The organism is Xanthomonas sontii, from assembly GCF_040529055.1.
Lineage (GTDB): Bacteria > Pseudomonadota > Gammaproteobacteria > Xanthomonadales > Xanthomonadaceae > Xanthomonas_A > Xanthomonas_A sontii.
In genome coordinates this window covers 4,173,268-4,194,917 of sequence record NZ_CP132342.1, presented here as the reverse complement: position 1 = coordinate 4,194,917, position 21,650 = coordinate 4,173,268, and the positions used below count along the sequence as shown (strand labels likewise).

General features: G+C 66.5%; 23 protein-coding genes. 3 read left to right on the top strand and 20 right to left on the bottom strand.

Going from position 1 to position 21,650, the window contains the following annotated elements:
* From RAB70_RS17635 to RAB70_RS17575, 13 genes are all read right to left on the bottom strand, one after another.
* Positions 1–930: a TIGR03756 family integrating conjugative element protein gene (locus RAB70_RS17635; protein WP_148829085.1), complete on the bottom strand. Its 930-nt coding sequence runs from the start codon at positions 928–930 to the stop codon at positions 1–3.
* Positions 930–1,322: a TIGR03757 family integrating conjugative element protein gene (locus RAB70_RS17630; RefSeq protein ID WP_225851649.1), complete on the bottom strand. Its 393-nt coding sequence runs from the start codon at positions 1,320–1,322 to the stop codon at positions 930–932. Before RAB70_RS17630 ends, RAB70_RS17635 begins: the two co-directional genes overlap by 1 nt.
* 185 nt (positions 1,323–1,507) lie before the next feature.
* Positions 1,508–2,011 carry a RadC family protein gene (locus RAB70_RS17625; RefSeq protein WP_148829087.1) on the bottom strand — a complete coding sequence of 168 codons (504 nt, stop codon included), beginning with the start codon at positions 2,009–2,011 and terminating at the stop codon, positions 1,508–1,510.
* A 393-nt stretch (positions 2,012–2,404) separates the two neighbouring features.
* Positions 2,405–3,115, bottom strand: a complete 711-nt coding sequence (locus tag RAB70_RS17620; RefSeq protein ID WP_148829088.1) for a thioredoxin domain-containing protein — start codon at positions 3,113–3,115, stop codon at positions 2,405–2,407.
* Positions 3,116–3,131: 16 nt separating this feature from the next.
* Positions 3,132–5,990 carry a conjugative transfer ATPase gene (locus RAB70_RS17615; RefSeq protein WP_148829141.1) on the bottom strand — a complete coding sequence of 953 codons (2,859 nt, stop codon included), beginning with the start codon at positions 5,988–5,990 and terminating at the stop codon, positions 3,132–3,134.
* A gap of 77 nt (positions 5,991–6,067) precedes the next feature.
* Positions 6,068–6,532 (bottom strand): TIGR03751 family conjugal transfer lipoprotein, encoded by a 465-nt coding sequence (locus RAB70_RS17610; protein WP_148829089.1) that lies wholly within the window; start codon positions 6,530–6,532, stop codon positions 6,068–6,070.
* Entirely contained in the window at positions 6,513–7,985 is a 1,473-nt protein-coding gene (locus RAB70_RS17605) for a TIGR03752 family integrating conjugative element protein (RefSeq protein WP_148829090.1), read from the bottom strand. Before RAB70_RS17605 ends, RAB70_RS17610 begins: the two co-directional genes overlap by 20 nt.
* Positions 7,975–8,970, bottom strand: coding sequence for a TIGR03749 family integrating conjugative element protein (locus RAB70_RS17600; protein ID WP_148829091.1), 996 nt, complete (start codon positions 8,968–8,970; stop codon positions 7,975–7,977). The genes RAB70_RS17605 and RAB70_RS17600 overlap by 11 nt, the downstream gene beginning before the upstream one ends.
* Positions 8,967–9,668, bottom strand: a complete 702-nt coding sequence (locus RAB70_RS17595) for a PFL_4703 family integrating conjugative element protein (protein WP_148829092.1) — start codon at positions 9,666–9,668, stop codon at positions 8,967–8,969. The genes RAB70_RS17600 and RAB70_RS17595 overlap by 4 nt, the downstream gene beginning before the upstream one ends.
* Entirely contained in the window at positions 9,665–10,123 is a 459-nt protein-coding gene (locus tag RAB70_RS17590; RefSeq protein WP_148829093.1) for a TIGR03750 family conjugal transfer protein, read from the bottom strand. Before RAB70_RS17590 ends, RAB70_RS17595 begins: the two co-directional genes overlap by 4 nt.
* A 10-nt stretch (positions 10,124–10,133) precedes the next feature.
* Complete coding sequence (locus tag RAB70_RS17585) at positions 10,134–10,502, bottom strand: TIGR03745 family integrating conjugative element membrane protein (protein ID WP_148829094.1); 369 nt, start codon at positions 10,500–10,502, stop codon at positions 10,134–10,136.
* 41 nt (positions 10,503–10,543) lie between these two features.
* Positions 10,544–10,786, bottom strand: a complete 243-nt coding sequence (locus RAB70_RS17580) for a TIGR03758 family integrating conjugative element protein (protein WP_148829095.1) — start codon at positions 10,784–10,786, stop codon at positions 10,544–10,546.
* Positions 10,783–11,160 carry an RAQPRD family integrative conjugative element protein gene (locus RAB70_RS17575; RefSeq protein WP_148829096.1) on the bottom strand — a complete coding sequence of 126 codons (378 nt, stop codon included), beginning with the start codon at positions 11,158–11,160 and terminating at the stop codon, positions 10,783–10,785. Before RAB70_RS17575 ends, RAB70_RS17580 begins: the two co-directional genes overlap by 4 nt.
* 298 nt (positions 11,161–11,458) lie before the next feature.
* Here RAB70_RS17575 and RAB70_RS17570 point away from each other — a divergent pair, with 298 nt between their 5' ends.
* The 3 genes from RAB70_RS17570 (at position 11,459) to RAB70_RS17560 (ending at position 14,518) form a co-directional block, all read left to right on the top strand.
* A complete protein-coding gene (locus RAB70_RS17570; RefSeq protein ID WP_225851650.1) occupies positions 11,459–12,913 on the top strand; it encodes a S1 family peptidase in 1,455 nt (484 codons plus the stop codon).
* A gap of 209 nt (positions 12,914–13,122) precedes the next feature.
* Positions 13,123–13,932 (top strand): hypothetical protein, encoded by an 810-nt coding sequence (locus RAB70_RS17565; RefSeq protein WP_148829097.1) that lies wholly within the window; start codon positions 13,123–13,125, stop codon positions 13,930–13,932.
* A 10-nt stretch (positions 13,933–13,942) separates the two neighbouring features.
* Positions 13,943–14,518 carry an alpha-ketoglutarate-dependent dioxygenase AlkB gene (locus tag RAB70_RS17560; protein ID WP_148829098.1) on the top strand — a complete coding sequence of 192 codons (576 nt, stop codon included), beginning with the start codon at positions 13,943–13,945 and terminating at the stop codon, positions 14,516–14,518.
* Between the two features lie 65 nt (positions 14,519–14,583).
* Here the strand turns inward: RAB70_RS17560 and RAB70_RS17555 are convergent, their stop codons facing one another.
* The 7 genes from RAB70_RS17555 to RAB70_RS17525 form a co-directional block, all read right to left on the bottom strand.
* Positions 14,584–15,702 (bottom strand): hypothetical protein, encoded by a 1,119-nt coding sequence (locus RAB70_RS17555; protein WP_148829099.1) that lies wholly within the window; start codon positions 15,700–15,702, stop codon positions 14,584–14,586.
* Positions 15,703–15,764: 62 nt separating this feature from the next.
* Positions 15,765–16,670, bottom strand: a complete 906-nt coding sequence (locus RAB70_RS17550; RefSeq protein WP_148829100.1) for a hypothetical protein — start codon at positions 16,668–16,670, stop codon at positions 15,765–15,767.
* Between the two features lie 111 nt (positions 16,671–16,781).
* Complete coding sequence (locus RAB70_RS17545) at positions 16,782–17,531, bottom strand: TIGR03747 family integrating conjugative element membrane protein (protein WP_148829101.1); 750 nt, start codon at positions 17,529–17,531, stop codon at positions 16,782–16,784.
* Positions 17,528–19,720, bottom strand: coding sequence for a type IV conjugative transfer system coupling protein TraD (gene traD / locus RAB70_RS17540; RefSeq protein ID WP_148829102.1), 2,193 nt, complete (start codon positions 19,718–19,720; stop codon positions 17,528–17,530). Before traD ends, RAB70_RS17545 begins: the two co-directional genes overlap by 4 nt.
* A 1-nt stretch (position 19,721) precedes the next feature.
* Positions 19,722–20,306, bottom strand: coding sequence for an integrating conjugative element protein (locus RAB70_RS17535; protein ID WP_148829103.1), 585 nt, complete (start codon positions 20,304–20,306; stop codon positions 19,722–19,724).
* Positions 20,303–20,911 carry a transglycosylase SLT domain-containing protein gene (locus RAB70_RS17530; RefSeq protein ID WP_148829104.1) on the bottom strand — a complete coding sequence of 203 codons (609 nt, stop codon included), beginning with the start codon at positions 20,909–20,911 and terminating at the stop codon, positions 20,303–20,305. The genes RAB70_RS17535 and RAB70_RS17530 overlap by 4 nt, the downstream gene beginning before the upstream one ends.
* Positions 20,896–21,648 carry a TIGR03759 family integrating conjugative element protein gene (locus tag RAB70_RS17525; RefSeq protein ID WP_148829143.1) on the bottom strand — a complete coding sequence of 251 codons (753 nt, stop codon included), beginning with the start codon at positions 21,646–21,648 and terminating at the stop codon, positions 20,896–20,898. The genes RAB70_RS17530 and RAB70_RS17525 overlap by 16 nt, the downstream gene beginning before the upstream one ends.
* Positions 21,649–21,650: the final 2 nt, after the last annotated feature.

The following is a 21,650-nucleotide window of genomic DNA, read 5'->3' as shown; positions in this document are numbered from 1 at the left end:
TCAAAAGTCGGTGCTGCCGAGGAAAACCTGGCCGCGCCGCTGGCAGCAGCTGTACGGGCGCCAGAGCGCCCAGGCGTAGTCGCCCTGCTGGGCTTGCAGGTGAGAGGCGCGGTTGGGGAAGACCGCGCATTGGCTGGAGAGGGTGGGCGTCAGCTCCTGCCACTTGCCCGAATCAGCATTGCTTTCGACCAGCGGGCCGGCGGGCCAATAGCCGGCGCTCGGGCTTGCAAGGAGAGGCTGGTACACGTGCGGCTGGCCCGTGCGTGTCACCACATCGCCTGCCCGCTGCGCGACCACGGCGCCGCTGAAGTAGTCGTCTGTCTGGTGCAGGAATCCGCCTCGTGGATAGACGTTGCCCCAAAGGTCCGCCGACAGGCGCGATCCGATCTCGCGCATACCGGGTGTCAGCGACTCGGGGTACGCCAACTCCGGCAGGTTGTAGCGCCACGCCAGCGTGTCGTAGGTGCTCAGCAGATACGGCATGAAGGGGGTGCCTGCACCCTCGCAGGTGTAGCCGGAGCCACTGGCGAACGCGGAGAACGCTTCGCCGGCAGGGTGTCCGATCACGTCCGCGTTCTTGAACTTGGCGAGGTTGTTCTCGTGGCTCTGGTTGGTGGTTCCGTCGCCCCCGGCCTGTGCCGTGGGATTGGGTACGCTCATCGCGCGGACTTCGACCCAGGGGTTCGCCCCCGTGTTGCTGTAGCTGGAGACGACCGCATCGGGAACGTAGTGCCGCACCTTCACCGAGGTACGCACCGTGCAGCCGCTCCAGGTGCAGTACAGCCAGTAGCAGATGCCGGAGACCCGATACGCGAAGCAGTCGGGCGAAAAGGCCGACGCCACGATGGTCGCGGTATCCAGTGCATACGAGGGCACCGTGGCGGCGAACAGGACGCCGAAGGTCGCGGCGCGGAGCTTCTTCGAGCGCATCACTGCCCGGTCCTCCGGTACGCCGCGATGCGGCCCAGGGCGCGGCGTGTGTCGGCGTCGCCATACATGACGTAACGCCCGTCGACCACGACGGCGGGCAGCTTGGCGACACCGAGCGAATACGCGTCTGCCACCCCCTGGTAGGCCAAATCCAGCTTCTTCTGCCTTTCGGCGAAGCCTGGACTCGCCAGACGCTGGCGCATCATGGCTTCCGCACGCTGCGGATCCCGCGGCAAGCCCGCGCTCAGGTCCGAAACCAGGCGGGCAGGTGCATCCAGTTCGATGATGGTCGCACCGGGCACGGCTGTGACCGGGTGGGCCTTGTCGGTGAAGACTCTTACGTCATCGGCGAAGGCCGCGGCGGAAGCGGTGACGGTGAAGCCGGCTGTCACCCTCGCGATTAGGACGAGGCTCGGGCGCGTGGAGAGACGGTGGACGTGCACGTGGGGACCCTGGATGTGTTCACGGGGTTCCAAGTCGAACGCAGGTGCCCAAGCGCGGCCAGGGAAAATGGGCAACCCCCGCTGCCGTGTTGTTCGGCGAAAAGAGGACGCCCCATGGCTGGGGCGTCTTGGGATCACAGCAGGCCGGCTTCGGCAAAGGAGAAGGGCGTGCCCGAGCCGACGATCACGTGGTCTAGTACGCGGACATCGATCAAGCCCAGCGAAGCGCAGATGCGCTCTGTGAGAGCCCGATCAGCATCGCTGCTCTGGGAAACGCCCGACGGGTGGTTATGCACGAGGATGACTGCGCAGGCGTTCAGATCCATCGCTCGCTTGACGATGACGCGAGGGTAGACCGCGGCCTGGTTGATCGTTCCTTGGAACAGGGCGTCGAAGGTGATGGCTCGATGTTGGCTGTCAAGGAAGACAACGCCGAAGACCTCGTGGCGCTCACCGGCAAGCTTCAGCCGCAGGTAGTCGTAAAGCGCTCTGGGACTTGGAATTAGCGCCTCCCGTTGGAACATGCGTCGCTCCAGCACATGGAGCGCGCGGTGGACCAAGCGGGTTTCCTGGGCGGTGAGAGTAGGGCAGGGTGTGGTGCTGGGTTGCAGCACCTCGGACGTGGCAAGTTGCGGCATTTGGAGCCTCCGGCTTTCATACGAAGAGGAGCCGCACGCCCACTGGGGAGTGAAGGCCCCGTGGGTTGACGATGATGGGCATCAGTCAGCGATTGCGCGCTGTTCGTCCGCGGTTCGGATGCGGGGCGGACTGGTGCGATCGGCGCATGCGCGCCGCAGCCTTGAAGATCACGGCTGCCTGGGAAGGGAGGATGTCGTCCTCCACTACCTGCGATCAATACTGGGCATTCGGAGCACGGAAGCCCAGCCGGAATCTGGGCTGGGAAGTGATCCCTTTTGAGGTGCTCTGCACGAACAGAGCGCGCCGGATCGTGGGGACTTGTTCAGCGTCACTGCGGCAGGCATCCGTCCCGGACCGGTGGAGCCGCCAGAGTGGCTGACCCAGATCCGTGGTCAATGTCGTGCGTCGTGCGATGCCAGCATGTCCAGAGCGGACATCAGCGCATCAGCCGGCACCGCCCCGCTGAGGCGCATTTCATTGCCGCTGGCGCGGTCCCGTAGCTGCAGTGTCGGCGTTCCGCTGATTCCAGTGCCGGACGCTTGCAGCGATTGTTGTATGACGGTGGCTTCCGACTTTTCGCCTTCCACGCACGCCTGCATCTGAGGCGTCATGTCGGGATAGCGAGTGCTTTCCGACACGCCGCGGCCTTCGGCGCGCGTGTGTGCGTAGATCCAGTCCACCGTGTGCCAGAAGCCTGCATGGCCGCGTTCGTTGCCGGCGCATTCGGCGAGCCGGGCCTCCTGGCTGGCCGCCGGCTCATGCGCCTGGAGCGGGAGGTGATGCCACTGCAGGTTGACGTCGGGCATCGCTCCGACCCAGCGCACAAGCTGGGGAACGTAGTCCCGGCAGTACGGGCATTCCAGGTCGGCATAGATGGTGATGGTGAAGCGCGCATCCGATCGGCCGAGCGTCCAGGGCGGCCCTGGGGGCAGGGGCGGCGCCGGTTGGGCTGGCTGAGCTTCTGAGGACGCTACCTGCGGCGCATCCGGCCAGATCGCGATCGCGAGCGCAGCGGTCAGCAGAACAGCCGCTGCGGCGATCGGCCACTCGATGTTGGAAAGCGCCGTGCGCCAGCGCAGGAGTCGGGTGATGGTGGGTCGCATGGGGGGGGCTCCATATTCAGCCCAGGGCGTGGTGCGGCAGCGGCTCGATGCCGCGTGCGCGATCGATGCGCTCGGCGACCAGGATGGCGGCGTCGAGCTCGTGGATGCCTTGCTGCTGCATCAGCGCGAAGCGTTCGGCTTTCTCTTCGGGTTCGGTCATGGCCATGGCGAGGTACAAGCTGGGCGGTACGGCCCGAAAGAGGAGTTCCATGGACTTGGAGAGGATGACGCCCTCGGTGAACTTTCCTGCCTCCTTGCGCGCCGACAGCATCAGGGCCTTCTGCGCCGGGTTCAGTTCGCGGAAGCGCGCGATCTTCTCCACTTCGTCCGGCGGCATGGAGAGGCAGATCCACCATTCGATCATGTTGAGCATGGGCTCAGCGGCCTTCGGCAGATCGTCGAGGTTCTGGGTCGCCAACCAGAACCAGGCGCCGAGCTTGCGCCACATCTTCGTGATCTTGACGATGTAGGGCGCTAGCAGCGGGTTCTTGGTGATGATGTGGCCCTCGTCGGTGACGTTGATGATGGGCCGGCCGAGGAACTGGTCGCGCTCCGCGATGTTGTTGACGGTGTTGATGAGCGAGATGTAAGCCACCGAGAGCTGCGCGTTGTAGCCCTCGCGCGCGTAGGTGGCGAGGTCTACGATGGTGATGTCGGCCTCGGGCCAGGGCGTGCCGGCGCGGTCGAACATCTCCCCATCGGCGCCCTGGCAGAACATGTCCATGGCGTCCGCCATCTCCAGCAGCCGGGCGCGGCGCATCTCTGGCAAGTTGGTGTCGCCGGCCCGATCGCGCAGCGCGTCGCGCACGTCCCGCGTCAGCACGGTGCGGCCTGCGGCCGTGCATCGGCGGGCGGCATCGAGGATGCATTGCCGGATCAGGCTGCGGTCGGCGCGCGTCATGCGCGCCTCTTCCTTGTCTTCGCCGCCGGTAATCATGAGGCGGGCGGTGATCTCGAGTTCGCCGAGCACGTCGCGTTGCTCGTCCCCGTCGGAAGCGGAGCCGCCCGCATCCGGCGCTTCATCGAGCGCGTCGGCGTCGAGCGTGCGGACCTGGCTGGGTGTGTCCACCAGGCGCCGCGCATCGGCGAAGGGAGCGAGGCTGACGCCCGCGCCCGGGGCGAGCCGCACGCGGTTCACCGTGAGGCCGAGGCGGGCGGCGAAGTCGCCGAACAGCCCGAAGGAGTTGCCGGCCTCGACGATGAAGAGGCGAGGGCGGTACATCGCCGTCACCTGGTTGAGCAGGTTGTTGAGGGTGGCGCTCTTGCCGGATCCCGTGGGTCCGAACAGGAACAGATGGGCGTTCATCTGCCGGTCCAGCCGGTTGAGCGGGTCGAAGGTGATGGTGTCGCCGCCCCGGTTGAATAGCGTGATGCCGGGGTGGCCCGTGCCGCGGCTGCGCCCCCAGACCGGCGCGAGGTTGGCCGCGTGCTGCACGAACATGAGCTGCGTGTACCACTGCCGCGTGTCCTTGGCGGGGTCGAAGACGCACGGCAGCCAGCGCAGGTAAGTGTTGAGGGGGGCGACCTCGTCGTCCTCGCGCACCGGCTGTAGGCCGGCGCCCAGCATCACGTTGGCGAGCTGCACGCCGCGCTCATCCAGCTGGGCGAGATCCTGTCCGCGCAGGTAGAAGGCGAGTGCGCCGCGGTAGAGCTTGTGCGCGCTGCCGATCAGTCCGCGTGCCTCCTGCACGTCGCGGCGGGTCTGCTCGGACGCCAGCGTCTCGCCCACGGCCTTGCGCGCGAGGTGGTTGAGATGGGATTCGAGTACGTCCTGTGGCGTGGCGACCAGGGTGAGGCACATCACCGTGTCCTCCGGCATCTGGTCGAAGAGCGCGTTGATCGCGTCTCCCTTGCGCGTTTCGCCCGTGAGGTGACCCGTGCCCGGCGCGTTGCGCAGACGGTCCATCACCACCGCGCGGTGGGGCATGCCGTCGAACCACCAGATGCCGTTGTCCACGTCGGAGCGCGGCGGGCCGAAAAACAGCCGCTGGGCGAAGTCGGTGCCGCTCGCAAGTTCGATGTCGCCTTCCTCGGCTTCTTCGGGATAGCGCGTCAGGTCGTAGAAGCGTTCCCTGTCGAGCGCGGTATCGCCGAGCAGATGCGGCTGCGGGTTGAACCAGCGCAGCAGCCATGCGTGGATGTCCGCTGCGCCCAGACGTTCCGCTCTCACACCGGCATTAGCCAAGCCGCCCTGCAACCGGTCGCAGATGGTCGTCAGCGCCTGCTCGGGCGACAGGCCGCGGCGCTGGCCGGAGGCGTCGCCGAGGCGCCGGTAGACCACCATGCGTACCCTCCGGGCCTGGCCGCGCCAGGGCAGGCGCGTCACGGCCGTGTCCTCGAACAGGCCGCCGGGCTTGGCGATGGCGCGCAGGTGGTGGGCGAAGAAGCGCTGGTAGAAGGCGGTGAACGCGGTGTCGCGCGCCCGCGGCTGCACGTAGGCGTCCAGGCCGCGCAGGTAGCGTTCCCAACTGGCCTCGTCCTGGGCGTAGAGCTGCACCACCCATGGGTGATCGTCCAGTTCGTCGAAGGCATCCTGCAGCGCATTCTCCAGCGCATCGCGCGCCTGCCACAGCCACGCCATCTCGCGGCCTTCCGTGCCGATGGGCACGAGTTCAAAGAATGCCGCGACGGACACCCCGTCATCCAGCAGCATGCTGCGCGACTCGGGCAGGTACTCGGCCCAGGGCAGCATGTCCACGAAGGAGGGCGATACGCCGTAGAGGGCGGGCTCGTCGTCTTCGGTGGCGCGCGGCCGGCCCGGCGGGCGCGCGTGCGTGCCGGGCGCCGGAATGCCGTTCTCCGCGAGCCGGGCGACGTGTTCGTCCCAGGCATCCGGCGGGTCCGCGGCGGGGTGGTCCGCGGCGACCGAACCCATCGCTGCGACACCGCTGCGCAGTCGATGCAGCGCGCCCGCGGCGCGCTCGGACCAGCGCCAGCGCGGCCGCCGCGGCATCAGTAATCCTCCACGCGTTCGCCGGGCATCGCGTATTGCACGCGCTGGTACAGCGGGAACACCGTGCTGTAGCCCGGCACGGGAACGGGATCGGTGCCGGCGAGGTGGGGGAAGACGTACATCACCAGATCGGGGTTGGGCAGCCGGCGGAACTGGCGGTAGATCTCGTTCTGCGCCGTCCGGGTGTAGGCCGCGTTGTCGGCGGGGATGGCCTGGACGTCGGCTGCCGTCAGGGGGCGGCGCAGGACCTGGCGCGCGTCCATCAGTTGGCGTGCCGCCGCGCCGCCGACCTGCGCACCGGGCACGCTGGCGCCGGCGGTCTCCTGGTCCCAGATGTCGCGCATCGTGCGATCGCCATGCGACAGCAGGTCGTCTTTGTGCGTCGCGCAGCCAGACAGCAGCAGGGCGATGGTGGCAAGCAGGCTGCGCAGCGCCCCGCGACGCTCAGTCCAGGTCGTTCGCATGGGTTCCTCCGGTGGTGTGGCGGACCTTGCGGCCCTGGGCTTCGTAGTCGATCTGCACGGGTTGTTCGAGGTGGACGGCGACCTGGGCGCCGGGTGGCACGTACACCGCGGCGAAGGCCTGCCCGTAGAGCTTGTTCACCCACTGGGACATCTCCTGCACGCCGCCAGCGAGGATGCGGCCCATGGCCTCGTTGCCGGAGATGCCCACGGTGCCCAGCGAGCCGTTGCCGTTGCTGACCACCGCCACGCTGCCGCTGTCGCTCTTGATGAGCGATGCGGCGCCGGCGCCAGCCGCGGTGATGAGGGCCTGCGATCCGAGATATTGCTGCGCGTTGCTGCGCCGCTCGCCGCTGACACAGGGGATGCCGTGTGGGTCGCTGATCCAGCCGAGGCCGCCCAGGATGGAGCCCTGGCCATCCGCGGCGTTGCCGTTGCCCGAGCCGCCGCGGCTGCTGCCCGCGCCGCCCTGGGCCTTGTCGTCCGGGATCGTGCGGATCGTGCCGTCGCGGAACACGAAGGTGACCGAGCGGATCTGGCCGCGCACGCACGAGAGCGTCCAGTCGCCCGAGGCGGTGCCGCTCACCACGGCGCCCGCCACCTCCGGCAGATCGATGCCGTTGGCCGTCAGGTTGTCGGGGCCGATGAGGACTTTGAAGGGATAGGGGTCGTTGACCGTGCCGTCGATCGGCACACGCCCGATGAGGGCCGTCATCGCGACGGAACCCATCAGGGTGGCGTTCGTGGGCAGGGTGTAGACGGGCTTGGCGGGCTTGGCCTCGGTGGCGGGCGAGGTGCCGGCCGGCGTGGCGGATGCGGAGCCGCCGCCCGCACCGCCATCGGCGGGGCCAAAGCGCATCGGAAAGCGATCGGCCTTGCCCGGGCCGCCGGGTGCGGTCTTGCCCGCATCGGGCCGCGCGTCGTCGGGTTCCACCCACCGCACGCCCGATGCGCCAGCGGCGCCGAAGCCCTTGCCGTCGCCTTCCTCCAGCCCCAGCCCGACAGGCAGGTCGGCGGAGCCGCCCTTGGCGCCCAACTGGTCCAGCTTGTGCTGCAGGTCCTGCAGCATGCTCTGGGTCTGCTGCTTGTCGCCAGCGACCTGTTCGTTCTCCTGGTGCTGGCGGTTGCGCTCACCGTCGATCGCGGCCTGGATGCGCTGGTCAATCGAGTTGTCGCGCTGGCGCAGGCGCTCGTTTTCCGCGCGCTGGTTCCTGTTCTCGCCGACGGCGGTCTGCAGTTCGCCGCGCAGTTGCTTGACCTGCGCGACCAGGGTGGCCACGGTGTCGCGCGGGGTGTCACCGTCGATGCCCAGGGCCTTCATTTCCTCGGGCGTGAGCTGCGCGGTGCCACCTTCTGCGGACTTGTCCGGTCGCGAGGAGGTCAGATGGATGCCGAGGAAGACCAGCAGCGCGACCACCGGGATCATCAGCCACTTGAGCAGACCGTTACTTTTCATGGGCGGCTCCCGAAGGCTGGTGTGGAGCGGCCGGCGTGGCAGCTGGAGCCACGGCGGCGTCGAGGGCCGGCGGTGGGAGGTTTTGCGCGGCGTCGATGCGGCTGATGCGCGGCAGCAGCGCGTCGCCCAGCCCGCGTCCGCGCGTGACGAGGTAGAGCACCGTGGTATCGGTGGCGTCGCCGGCCGGCCCCAGGCCCGGGTGCTGGAAGGTCGCGGCGACGAAGTCGCCGATCAGCATGCGGGGATCGAGGTCCACCCAGCGCGGCGAGGTGTTGGTCAGGCGTACCGCAGTCACCCACTGGTCTTCCATGCGCCACGCGGCCAGGGCCTGCGCGCGCACGGGCAGCGACGGCGCGAGCGCGTCCAGGTTCAGGCCGCGGCGCAAGTTCGCCTGCGACACGCCTATGGCTGTTTCCACCGTGCGCAAGGGGGCATAGAGGCTCTGCGCGGCATAGCGGGTGAGCACCACTGCGACCGGCGTCTCGTGGCGCGCATGGGTTCCCGATTCGGCGGACCCGGACGCCCGCACGTCGGCGGGACGCTCATCGGCGCCTGCGTCGCTGTCCGGAGTTCTGTCGCGGGCGCCGTAGCGCTTAGCCGGCGTGTCGCCTTCGACAATCCGCACGGGCTCCAGCGTGGCCTGGCCTTCCTTCGGCGCTTCGGCCGCGATGTCGATCAGGATCAGCGCGCCGCTGTCGGCGTCCTGCAACTGCAACCGGGTCGGCTCGATCGCTTCGCTGGCCCGCAGGTAGATCGCGCCGCCAGCGCTCTGCACGCGCAGGCGATCGGCGATGGTGGCGGGCACGCCCACGCGCACGTTCCGATCGATGAAGACCACGCGCTCTTCCCCGACGCGCAGGGGCACAGCCAGCGGCATGCGTTCCCAGCGAAGGATCTGTAGTGCCTGGGCCGCGGGAGCGACGCCCAGCCAAAGCATGGCGCCCAGTGCGAGCGCGCGCAGGGCGAAGGGGATGGGTCGGTTCATGGCGTGCCTCCAGGCAAGGGCGCGGCGGGCGCGGATGGGTTGCCCGGTGCGGTGGTCGCTGGCGCCGCGGCGGGCAGCGTGATGCGCTGCGGAGCACCGCTGTAGCAGTCGAGGGCCAGGCCGAACGGGTTCCGCTCGGGATCGACATCGAGGCGGACCACCTTCAACGGGTAGCGCACGAGCGCCCGCTTCACCTGCTCTCCCGCGTAGTACTCGTCCGCGGCGACGTCGAGCGTCACGATCCAGTCGCGCTCGGACAGCACCTTGACGCGCGTGGTCGGGTCTTCGCCGTAGCTGCGGCCCGGGATTTCGTAGAGGCCGCGCACGCGCTGGCGCAACTCGCCGTTGGTGCGGCGTGTCTCGTAGTCCTGCTGCAGCAGAGCTTGGCAGGACGGGGTGAGGTAGGCTGACAAGGCGCGCAGGTTGCGGGGGTAGTCCTCCTCGCCATTCGTCGGCCAGCGGTTGAGCTGCTGGAAGATGTAGTAGCCGAAGGCGTACACGTTCTCGGGCGGCACGTCCCACCACTTGCGGGTGCTGCCCGAGCGCAGATCGGGGGGCACGTGGATGGTCAGGTGGCGCGGCGCATTTGCCCAGCCGATGCCCAGCAGCACCGCCAGTGCGAACAGCGCCGCGCCCACCCGGCGCAGGGTGCTCACGTGCGCCTGCAGGTGCGCCACCTCGTTGCGGAAGCGGCTCATGGCCGGCCCCGGGGATGCAGGTGGCGTGGATGGAAGCCACGGTGGCCACGCGGGCGGCGAACGGGCGCAGTGCGGCGCGTGGTCCAGCAGCCCGAGCGCGTGACCAGCCCCTGGCCGCCGAGGCGTGCGGCCCACAGCGGATGGCGCAGGGCCAGCCGCCACTGCATCTGGCGGTACAACCATGTGTCGGGCCGGCCGCGTTTCGCGCGCCGCAGGATGCCGCCTCCGATGAAGACGCCCGCGGCAATGCCCGCCACGATCATGGTGGGCACCATTGCGATGCTGCGCGTGATCCACGCCAGCGGCAGCCCCACAGCCAGTCCGGCGGCGGCGGATGCGCCGGCGCAGACCCAGAGTTCGTCGGCGGTGAGGCCGCGCACCACCACGGGCTGGCGGTTGAGCCGGTGAGGGAGGAAGGCGACGAGCCCGTCGCGTGTCGTGTCCTGGGGGGCCATGGGCACGCTGCTACAGGATGGCCGTGGCCTTGGTGAGCAGCCAGATGCCGACCACCAGCAGCATCGCGCCCACGGCCACGGTCAGGCCGAACTGGCCCCAGGTGGCGCGGCCGGTATGGATTTCCGAGTAGCGCGTGTAGGCGTGATAGCAGACGCCGACAAACATGGAAGCCACGACGAGCAGCGCGACGAGCAGCACGATGTCGTAGCCGTAGTTCTGCAGCGTCTGCAGGATGCCCTTGCCGGCTCCGCGCGACGGGTCTTCCATCGTGGGCAGGCCGACCGCGAATGCGGGTGTCGCTATCGCCAGCAGGGTGGCCGTCGCGAGGATGGGAGCGGTACGCGTGGCGCGACGTCGGGGGAGGGTGGATGCTTGCATGGCAGGTCCTCGGTTCATCGGATTTCTCAGGAAAGGCGGGATCAGCGGGAAAGCAGCAGGAACGTCAGCACGAGGTAGAGCGCGAGGAAGCGGACAACCACCGCGAGAAACTGGCGCTGCGACAAGCGCTGCTCGGCCCAGCCCGCGTAGGCGGCGCGCATGGCCCACACGCCCCAGAGCAGCAGCACGGCGAACACGAAACCCAGCACGACATCGGCGACGGCCGAGGCCGGGAACCCGCCGTTGGCCTGGAAGGCAGCGAGCTGGTCCGCGGTCGCGGTCATCGCCGCTGCTCCGCAGGTGCCGGTCTCGGCGCGCTGTCGCGCGTGTACTGGCCTGCCAGTGCGGACGGGTCGCGCGGCTGCGCGCGCACCGGGACCAGATAGCTGGCGACGCCCGCCTGCATGCGGCGCACGTCGTCGTGCAGGCGCGCGTAGTCGAAGTGGTATCGGGACGGTTCGGAGGCAGCGGCAGCAACTGCCATGGCGGCGAGCCGGTCTGCCTGGTCGAGCAGACGCTGTGCCCCTGCCAACCGCTCGCGTTCGAGGGCGCCGTCGGCCCGAGCCGATGTCGTGCCGCAAAGAAGTGCCACGGCCAGCACGCCGGACAGGGGGAGGCGAGGGGATGCGGCGTGGCTGGCCGTGGCACGCGAGGTCATGTCGGTCTCCTTGCGATGGGGAGACTCGATGCTGCGCAGGCGGACGGATGGCCGCCGCCATCAATGAGGACGTGGCGCACACCGCATTGATGGTCAGGACGCGATGCAGTGGCTGCGCGTTCCTGGACGTTGGGCAAGGGCGCCCTGAGAAGGCATGCAACCGCGTGTCCGGACGTCCCGCACCGAAGGGGCAGGGCTTCTGACCCTGCCAGCGAATGCGGTGGCGCAGTTCGCGGGAGCGGAGCCGGATGGAAATACGTTCTAGGGATCTATCGTTATCACTTGAATAACGAATGTGTTGCCCACGCCAACCGCCCTCGATGGCGCTCTGAAATCTAGGGAAAAAGGACGCTGGAATGCTGGAACGGTGTCGTTTGACACGGGCATCAGCGACAAGAAAAATAAATGGAACCGCACTTCAGGAACAACATTCAAGGAGGACCAAACGATGAGACACACGTGGCTTTTCGTCGCAGCCTGCGCAATGGCGCTGTCCAGTACCGCCCAGGCCCAGGATGCCAAACCATTGAACCAGTTGGAGGTCATCTCCCGAAGCTACGCAAAGGACAATCACGTGGCTGAAGCGGAAGCCTCGCGGCGCCTGGAGCTCAGGCAGGTGCTTGCCCGGTCGGAGATCGAGGCTTTCAAAGCGGACTACGCCGACCGTCTCGATACCTCGTATTGGGACGATAGCCGCGACGGGTTCAAGCTCGTGCTGCGACTCAAGCAGGGTCCGCTACCCGCTATCCATGAGTTGTCCACGGCGCACGGGACCATCCCGGTGAAGTTCACACTGGTGTCCGGCAAGACGCTGGACGAGATCAGCGCCATCCTGGCGTCGAACCAAGCACACCTACAGGAGCAGGTGCCCGGCTTGCAGGGCACTGGTATCGATGAGGTGGATGCTGCGATCGTGCTTTACGTCTTCGTCCCTGCGGAGGAGCAAGCTGCCTACGAAGCCGAGAACGCAACGCTGAGTCGTCAGCTCGGCGTGCCTGTCAGGTTCAAGTTCCTGCCGGGCCCCATGGAATCAGAACCACAAGAGTCGCCCGAGCCATCGTCCAGATCAACGCTGCCGACACAGAGTGCGCCAATGGCAACGACCCAGTCCCCCTATGTGCGGGGCGGCTCCCAGATCCTCAATCTGGACAATGAGCACCAGTGCACTGGCGGCTTCATCGTTCGGAACAAGGACAACACCAAGTGGGGCCTGGTCACCGCGGCGCACTGTGGCAAGAACCTCATGTACGGAAACTGGTCGGATGCGGCGAGCGGCGCACAGGTCACCGCGAAGCTGACTTACGAGGACCGGCTTTTCGACGCGACACACGACTTGGCATGGTTTTCTTTCCCAGTTCTGGGCTACCGCCCACTTGGAGAAGTCTTTGCGAGGGACACCTGTTCCAGTTGCGGCGTGGCGATCCTCTCCGCCGCAGCCGCCGTAGCTGGAGATCGGGTATGCCACAGGGGCTCGCAGACCGGTTGGACGTGCGGCGTCGTGTCGAGTAGCACGGCGAGCTTTAGCAGTAAGGAGTGCAACGGACAGGTCTGTGACCCCCTGGCCTACAAGGTGGTCGTAGGGGACGACTTGGCGTGCTTTCGTGGTGACAGTGGCGGGCCGGTCCACTATGGAAATATTGCCTATGGCATCGTCAAGAGCGCTTCCTATGCGGGCGTCGAACCGGGCCGGTGCGGCGCGCTGGTTTTCAGTCCGATTGGCAAGATCGTGGACCTGGGCCTACGGCTGTACTGATTCCGGTATGCCGCACGTCTACCGGCTCTACCACTAGCGCATCGCGCGCAGATCAAATTCGTTCAGCCGGCCTAGACGTCGTGCATGAACCACATGCCCCGCAGCAGTACGGTCAACAGGAAGCGCAATGCAGGTGCGCGTATGCATCGTGTTGGATCAAACGGCACGAGCCTGCGGCCTTCCTCGCGGCACTGCTCAACGGCCAGCCGATGGGCTTCTACTCCGCGATCCAACTGGTGCAAGATGCCCGGCGCCACGGCGTGGAGGTGCGCCCGGTGGACGTGATGTACAGCGATGCGGAAACTTCGCTGGAGGACCTTCCGGATGTGCCCGCCGTGCGGCTGGGGCTGCACATGATCCGCGGCCTGCAGGCCGCCAGCGCGCAGCGCATCATGGATGCGCGCCGCGCCGGGCCGTTCGACAGCGCCGAGGAACTGGCGCGGCGCGCAGGGCTGGCGCAGCACGAGATGAAACTGCTGGCCGCCGCAGGCGCCCTGGCCACGCTGTCGGGGCACCGCCGGCAGCAGGTGTGGGATGCCGCGGCGCTCCATGCCGCTCCTGAACTGCTGAGGGATGCTCCGGTCGACGAGGGCTACTTGGAAATGCCCCCAGCGCCGGAGGGCGAGGACGTGGTGTGGGACTATGTGTCCACCGGTCTCACGTTTCGCAGCCACCCGATGGCGCTGCTGCGCAGGCGCCTGCGTAAGTACAAGCTCAAGACCTCGGAGGAACTGCGCCGCATGCCCCATGGCCGAATGGTACGGACGGCCGGCATCGTGACCCTGCGGCAGCAGCCGGAGAGGGCCAAGGGGACGATCTTCGTCTCGCTGGAGGACGAACACGGTGCCACCCAGGTCATCGTCTGGCGCGGCGTGCGGGAGGCCCAGCGCCGGGTGCTGCTGGCCGTGAAGGGGCGCTGGCAACGCGAGGAAGAGGTGTGCAATCTGGTTGCGGACCGGCTCGCGGATCTGTCGCCGCTGCTGGGGCGGCTGGCGACGGAGAGCCGGGACTTCAAATGAGGATGAAGTGATGCAGAAGCAGTTGTTCGGAGAGGAGCCGATCCGGTCGTCGATCAACGGACTGGTCTACCAGGAAGAGTTTCTGAGCGAGCAGGAGCAGCAGGAGCTCATCGACATCATCCGGTCGCTGCCGCTGCACGCCGCCCAGTACAAGCAGTACTTGGCGAGACGCAAGGTGGTGAGCTTTGGTGGATCTTATGACTTCGACGTCAACCGGCTTCTGCCAGGAGTAGCCCTGGACCCACGGCTGCTGTGGTTGCGCGAGAGGGTGGCGCAGTGGATCGATGTTCCTGCAGAGGAACTGGTACACGCGCTGTTAGCCGAGTATGCGCCGGGCACGCCGCTCGGATGGCACCGCGATGTGCCGGACTTCGAGACCATCGTGGGCCTGTCGTTCGGCGGACGCGCCACGTTGAAGTTCCGCCCGCACCCCGACGAGCCGGCAACACGGAAGGTCGTGCAGTTGGACGTGGCGCCGCGATCGATCTACAAGATGACGGATGAAGCACGCTGGGATTGGCAGCACTCCGTGACCCCCACAGCTGAACTGCTGTGGTCCATTACCTTCCGCACTCGCAGGAGCTAATCGCGGATGAGCACGCGAGGTTGCTGACCTCGCTTGAGTATTCGTTAGGTACAGCGCTTGGGAGATCAGGCGATGCGTGCGTAGGTTTTTCCATCCAAGACTCGTTTCACTTGGTCCACATCTTTCGCCCCAATGCGCACGTAGATTTCCTCGGGCGTGTGGTTATTGGCTAGCTCGCGTATTGCTTTGACTTGGACCACCGATAAGCGCCCGTCCCGCCCGCAAATCTGCGCAATCGCCCAGTCGTTGTCCTTCCACTTTTCGGCGACCCATGGGGCTGGTAATCCCAACCGGGGATGTTCACTCAGCCACTTGTGCAGAATCTCTTGTCGTTCATCGGGCAGAGGAACGATGCCTTTCGAAAGCAATCCATTTTCGCGCAGGTAGCGCAGGCCGCTTTTTCCGCCCGGCACCATGTTGAGCCGACGTTCGTCATCCCAATGCCCTTCCACCAGGAACTCTTCCGCCTCGTAAAGCTGCTCTAGATCGTCGGTGATAGCCATAACCTTGTGGTGCATGTAGGTGAGACGCCCGGCATCCGTCTCCTCTCTAAATCGGCGATGGAAAAGCAATGGACTGCCAGTCTCAATCGAGCGACGGTGCTCCGACCAGCGCTTTTGCCAGCTACGGGTGGACACACCCACATAAAAGAACCCATCGTCGGGATACGACGCACCAGCGCCGAAGATGTGCTGGTAGAGGACGTATGCGCGTTCGGGGTAGTGCTTTGGCGATAGTAGGAAGTGCGCGGGCACCGAAAACACAAGGCTAGGGCTCCTGATGGTGCTTTCGTCAATCTGCGTAGCTCCGCGCATGGCCGCAGTCAAGAAAGCGGGGTCAGTAACGAATTCCACCGAAATCGTAGGCTGGACAGCAATCTCGCCTTCGTCCAGGGCGCCGAGACCGTACTCTGGGTTGCGGTCCACAGTTCTGTGCCCATCCATGAGCTTACGGAATGGAGAGATGAACCCCGGACGGTTGCCAATGAAAATCATGCGCACAACGGGTATCACTTGGCCTGGCTTAAGCCTAAATATGCCGTGGGAATTCGCAGCCACCCGCGCCCACTCCCGCGCGTAGTCGGAGGATCCCACGAAGTCTTCAAGCAGCTGCTCAACCTCGCGACGCCGTCCAATCATCGACTTCGGCGCCAAGTGCTCCCACCATCCCTTGTTTAGCTTCATCGCGTCACCGATGTGTTTGAATTCTCGTGAAATGTAGAATTTGGAATTGCATCGATGTCCGGCTACCCATTAATACTATCATCGGAAAAAGGGCTCTGCGGCTTCTTCTCCTGTGAACGAGTCAATGACTTATGAGATCCAGTTAAGTCTTTGCTCTTGCTTGTGTCGCGCGCGATGATTTCGCGATTTTGAGCGGTCATTTTGTCGCCGGAAATTCTGAATTGATCTGCTAGCCATAGAATATAAGTGCGTAAAAAATCGGGAATCTTACGTATCTCGCTCATCTCTATTTTTCCAATAAATTCTGCATTTGGATCTAACTCATCCTCCTGCCAATTTATTGCTATATAAAAAAACATGAATGGTAACTTGAAGACCGCGAAGTAACGATGGGGGTCATCAAAGAAACGAGTGTCTTGGGCCCCGGTCATCCGATCAAGAAGATACGTAATTTGGACTGGCAGCTCGTAGAATGGCGGATCTCCATAAAATGGGGCAATATAAATCCGTGTTGTTACGAGCTTATTTCTTATCTGTTCCTTGGCGGAAGATAGGAACTTTCGCAATGCAATATCATCTTCCTCTGTTCGATCGCTTTTCCGTCCTAGCGTGGTGACCAATGCCCTCCAAAATATCGAAAGAACGGCAATTCGCATCTTGTCAGTTATGCGGATCTCATCTGCTTGCCGGCGATAGTTGGCGATCTTCTTAAAAAGCTTCTCGGCGAGCTCGGTTTCAATTTTTGAGAGGTCTCCTTCACAGACGTCGCAAAGAAGATAATCCTTGGGTCCATCCTGTTCACGAGAATTGATATTATCGCTGCTGCGCAGGTATGGAGTGGAGCTGGTGTCTTTAATCCATTGATAGACGAATTTCGGAATGCTATGCGATTCCCGGAGCGTAACGGCTGGGGTGTCGCAGAGAGCGCAAGTGCCGATGTGATCATCAATGTTTCGGGTTTTACTCATTTTGACTTTCCTGGGAATCTCACAATCTCTAATGGAAGCATCGTTCTTGCAGCGGTGCCTTTTGCTGGGAATCCCTCGGCGTCATCGATTTTGCATTCGCAGCCTTGGCTTTCACAAATATTTTTTAAAGCTCCCGGCCGCGACATCCGTAGCCACCCCCAGCAGCACCGCCGCCGGCAGCAGGATCGCCACCGGATGCACGCTGACCGGCAGGGCCAGGTAGGTTACCCAGGGCAGCACCGCGAGCGGCACCAGGCTGGCCCGTGCGCGGTGGTACAGGAACCCGGATTCGCGCCCCGCGCCGAACCGCCGGATGTCCCGGCGCACCAACCCGTCTACGAACCCGGCGAATGCCGTCAAGAGGAAGAGTGGCAGCGAGAGGCACAGCACGAGCAGGCGCACCATGAACACCAGCACGGTGTAGCCTGCGGCGATGAGGTAGTCCTGCGTGTGTGTGGCCGCGCTGCCCAGCACCTTCTGTAGGCTCCATGCGTGGCCGGCCGCGTTCGCGCGGGCCTGGCGCGAGGCGTCCCGCATCCATTCGAGCAGGCCGCTGCGCACGAATACCCACTCGTAGCCTTGCTGCACCCAGTGGTGCGCGGTGCGCCCTGGCTCCTGCACGAGCGCGCTGCGCACGAAGTAGTCGGACAGCTGGTCCAGCTCATGGCTCAGCATGGCCTGTGCGTGGCGCCATCCCTGGTCCGGCCAGAACAGCGCCATGCCCACGCATTCGACCACGATGCACAGCAGCAGCGATCCGCACAGCACGCCGAAGCAGCGGAACGGCAGCGTGATGAGGCCGACGATGAAGCCCTGCTGGCGGACCTGCTGGCGCTGGGCGGTGGCGGCGACATCGCTCATGGCATGCCGGCCCCATCCATCCCGCCCTGGTCGGCGGGGTCGTCTGCCTCGGTCGTGGCGAACGCGTCCTGCAGCAGGTCGCCGGGCAATCCGTCATCCCGAGGTCCCGCGGCGCCCTGACCGTCCCACCAGCTTCCAGCGTCCATGACGTAGTGCAGCCGCATGCCGGCGGCCAGCTCCTGCAGGTCGCGCGGCATGGCCTCGTCAGGATCGGGCGCGGGCAGGGGCATGCGCACCTTCCACAGGTTGCCCCCTTCGAGCAGCGCGAAGGCCTGGCCCTTGGGCAGCGCGACGACGTGCGCAGGCTCGATCAGCGGCACGCTGGTGCTGGCGACGCGGTCCTGGGTGTTCGAGGTGAAGGCGGTGTTGCCCGTGGGATCCGAGCTGTCGGTGGCGCCGCTGGTCACGGACGTAGCGAAGACCTCTACCTTCGGCAATTGGCGGGTGAGCAGTTCGGCCGTGGCCGTCTCCCTGACGCGCAGCATGACCAGGTTGTTGAAGTTGCCCACCACCTGGCCGGCCTTGGCGCGGTTGCCGATGCGCGCCTCGATGTCGGAGAGCGTCTGCGTGTACGCCGTGACCTGCACACCGGCACCGCCGCCCTTGTTGACCATGGGAATGAACTCGTCGCCCATCAGCTCGTTGAACTCGTCGGCGTGGACGTTGATCGGCACCTTGCTGCTGGCGTCGGCGCCGGGCAGCCCGTCGTCCACGCCGAACTTGTAGATGTGGCCGGCGACCGAGACGAGGTCCGAGAACATGGAATTGCCCACGGCGGCCGCCACTTCCGCATCCGAGAGCGCGTCCAGGCCCACATACACGATCGCGCGCTTTCGGATGACCTGCATCCAGTCGAAGATGGGCCGCGGGTCGGCCAGGTCCGAGTAGTTCGGCGCCAGCAACTGGGCGATCTTGCCCGTGGTGAGCTTCTCCAGCAGCGGAAGCAGGCTGGCGACGATCTTGTCGAAGTAGGTCCGGTCGTAGCGCACCGCGCTGCGCAGGCCGTCGAGAACGGGGTCGTACACGCGCACCTGCGCGAGGTACTGCTCGATCGCGATCACGCGCTTCTCGCGCCCGATCATGTTGCGCGGGATGTTCTTGTCGTTGAGGCGTGCTTCGAGCTGGACGATGATCTCCCAGGCCTTGGGCTCCGTGCGCGCGAAGAAGTGCGCGGCGTACTCCATGAACAGTGCATCGATGTTGATGACGTGGCGCTGGATCAGCAGGTAGTCCGGGCGCTGACCCAGTTCCACGAGTGCCCGCGCGATGATGTTGACGAACCGCCACGCAAACTCGCGGAAGGCCGCGCTGTTGCCCTCGCCAGACAGCTGCCCTGCGATGCGGGTGGCGACTTCCGAGATGCGACCGAAACGGCCGACCGCGTTGTAGCGCGCGCTCAGGTCGGGCCAGCCCAAGTGGAATACATAGAACTCGCCTTCGCGTCCGGCGCGGCGCGCCTCCACGTACATCCGCTTGAGCAGATCCGCATCGCCCTTCGGGTCGAAGACGATCACCACCTCGTGCCCGCCGTCCGCGGCACGGCGGCGGATGTCTTGCGTGATGAACAGTTCGGCCAGGCGCGTCTTGCCGACGCGCGTGGTGCCCAGCACCAGGGTATGCCCGACCCGCTCCCCCAGCGGCAGGGTGACGTCCACCTCCTGCGGCTCGATGCCGTGCAGGCGCGGCAGCCCGCCGACCGGCGGCAGGGGCCGCACGGGGTTCAGCGGGTGGTCCCACGCCGTCCAGCACGCCAGGCGCGCGAACGGTGGCGGTGCGAACTCCAGGCGCTCCTCGCACCGCCGCGCGAGCCGGTAGAGCGCTGTGGGCTCCACGTAGCGACGGAATTCGGGCCGGTAGGTCTGCATCAGCCGGTGCGTGTGGCGCTGGTCCCAGCGGAAGCCGCGGCCAAGGAACAGGCGCTGCTGGCTGACCGGGACGTCGCGGCTCGTCATCACGTAGCGCGGCAGGCGGCGGATGTTGCGCCGGTAGCGCAGGATGGCGTGGGCCTGCCGCAGGCGGATGCCGCCGAAGGCCGCGAAACCGAGGGCGCTGGCGAACCCCAGAGTGGGGCTCAGCGCGAGCGACCACGGTGCCACCACGCACGCCAGCGCGGCGCCGGCGCAAACCGCAACGGTGTATAGCTCCACCGCGGGGCGCAGCAGCACCTCGACTGCATGCGCCTGGGCCATGTCACTGCTCGATGCCCGTGGCGGTCAACAGGGCAGGGTAGTGGCGAAGCCCCAGCCTGCGGGCCAGATCGTCCCCCGAGGCCGGCGAGAGCACCAGGCCCGGCGCCAGGGCGCGCAGCTCCTGCAGCGCCTGCGGCGACGCGACATTCACGACGAGGCCGGCGGCGCGCAACTGGCGCAGCGTGCCGACGCGCTGCTGCAGCCAGGCCCTGGAGCGCGCATCGTCACCGACCAGGAAAAAGGGAGGCAGCCCCGGCGCCTGTAGCGGGCGCGGCTCTACCACGCCCGGGGACAGTAGCGTGGAGCGCACTGGCAGGCCCACCGCCACGACCGGGTCGACGGGCGCCGTGGCCTTGGCTGCCCCGCTGGTCGAAGGGGCGCCGCTAGCGCGCAACGGGGGAAGCCCGAGCTCGTCGTAGTAGGGCTGCGCCGATGCGCCTCCCCGGTCCTCGACGACGATCAGGCCGGGGCGGGGCGACGGTGCGGATGCCGCGGGTTCCGCACCCAGGCCCAAGGACGGCAGGCACGCCAGCACGAGCAGCCACAGAGGCGCGCACGGGCGGAATCGCAAGGCGGGGAGCTTCATGGGGTGGTTTCTCGACGCGGGTTCAGTGAGGCCATCGCCTGCGGGTTGCCCAGCACGCGCACGAGGTAGCGCTGCACGGCGCCGCGGTAGCGCGCTGCGGGCGGGCCGCCTGCGGGGCGGTGGTAGCGGCCCACCGCGGCCAGCCAGTCTTCGCCGGGCCGGTGCTGCTCATGCAGAATCTCCGCGGCGATACCGAGGTTGCGGTAGGGGTCCAGCAGCGCGCAGGGTCGCTGCACGCGGTGCGCGTGGTAGCCCGCATTGACCTGGCCGAGCCCGACGTCGATGCGTTCGGCGGGGGTGTCCCGCAGTGCGCTGCGCAGCGCAAGGCAGGCGTCAGCGCGCGTGGCGTGCCGCTGCGGCGTGCCGGCGACGTTGAGCGTCCACGGCCAGGGAACCAGCCGGCCGCGCAGCCGGGTTCCACTTTCCTGCAGCGCGACTGCGTACAGCACGGACGAGGGCACGCCCGATTGCGCCGCGGCGATCTGGTAGGCGGGCGGGGGGAGCTCCTGGGCGCGGGCGGGCACGGCGCTCCATGCGGCCGTGCCCAGCGCGATCGCCGCGCGGAGCGCAGCGGCGCAGTGCGGCGTAATCACTGTCGCTGCCATTGACCACCCACCTCGCGCATGACCGCCGGCAGATCGCCGGACGCGCCGAGCGACAGCCAGCGTCCGCCATCGTGGTTGAGCGTGATCGTCCGCGCCCGAACCTTGGCGGGATCGACGCCCGCTCGCCGCGCCCACCGGCGGATGCGTTCGTCGTCGCCGCGGCTCCCGATGAGGTACACGTCCACCGGTGTGCCGGCGGACTGCAGTTGCTGCACGCGTTGGTCGCATGCGGCGCAGTCCTCCTTCACGAACAGGGCCAAGCGCCCCGTTTCCGCGGTACCGCTGCTGCCGGCCGCAGGGCCGGCCTGCAGTGCCACGCGCTGCTGGTTGGGATACAGCCGCTGCCACGCCGCGTCGTATGCGCGCTGGTAGTCCAGGGTCCTTTGCACGCGGCGGGCTTCGGCCTGCACCTGGAGCTCCGCATACCGTCGCCGCTCCTCATCGCTGCGTGCCTCGATGCCGAGTGCCGTCAGCGGATCCAGATTGGGGGAGTAGATGCCGAGAGGCCCCTGCATCAGCGTCCGGTAGCGCGACCAGTCCTCCGCGCGCAGGCCCCATTCGCGCGCCCGGGCCTCGTCGTCGTGCGCATCGGCCAACGGCCGTGCTGTGCTCGCCGTGGTGCGGGTCTCACTGACGCGCGCCGCCTGCGCCTGCGCTACGCCGGGCGCACCCAGGCCCAGGATGCACAGGCTTACCGCAATGTGTACTGCGATGGCTGAAGGGCTTTCCGCTCGCATGT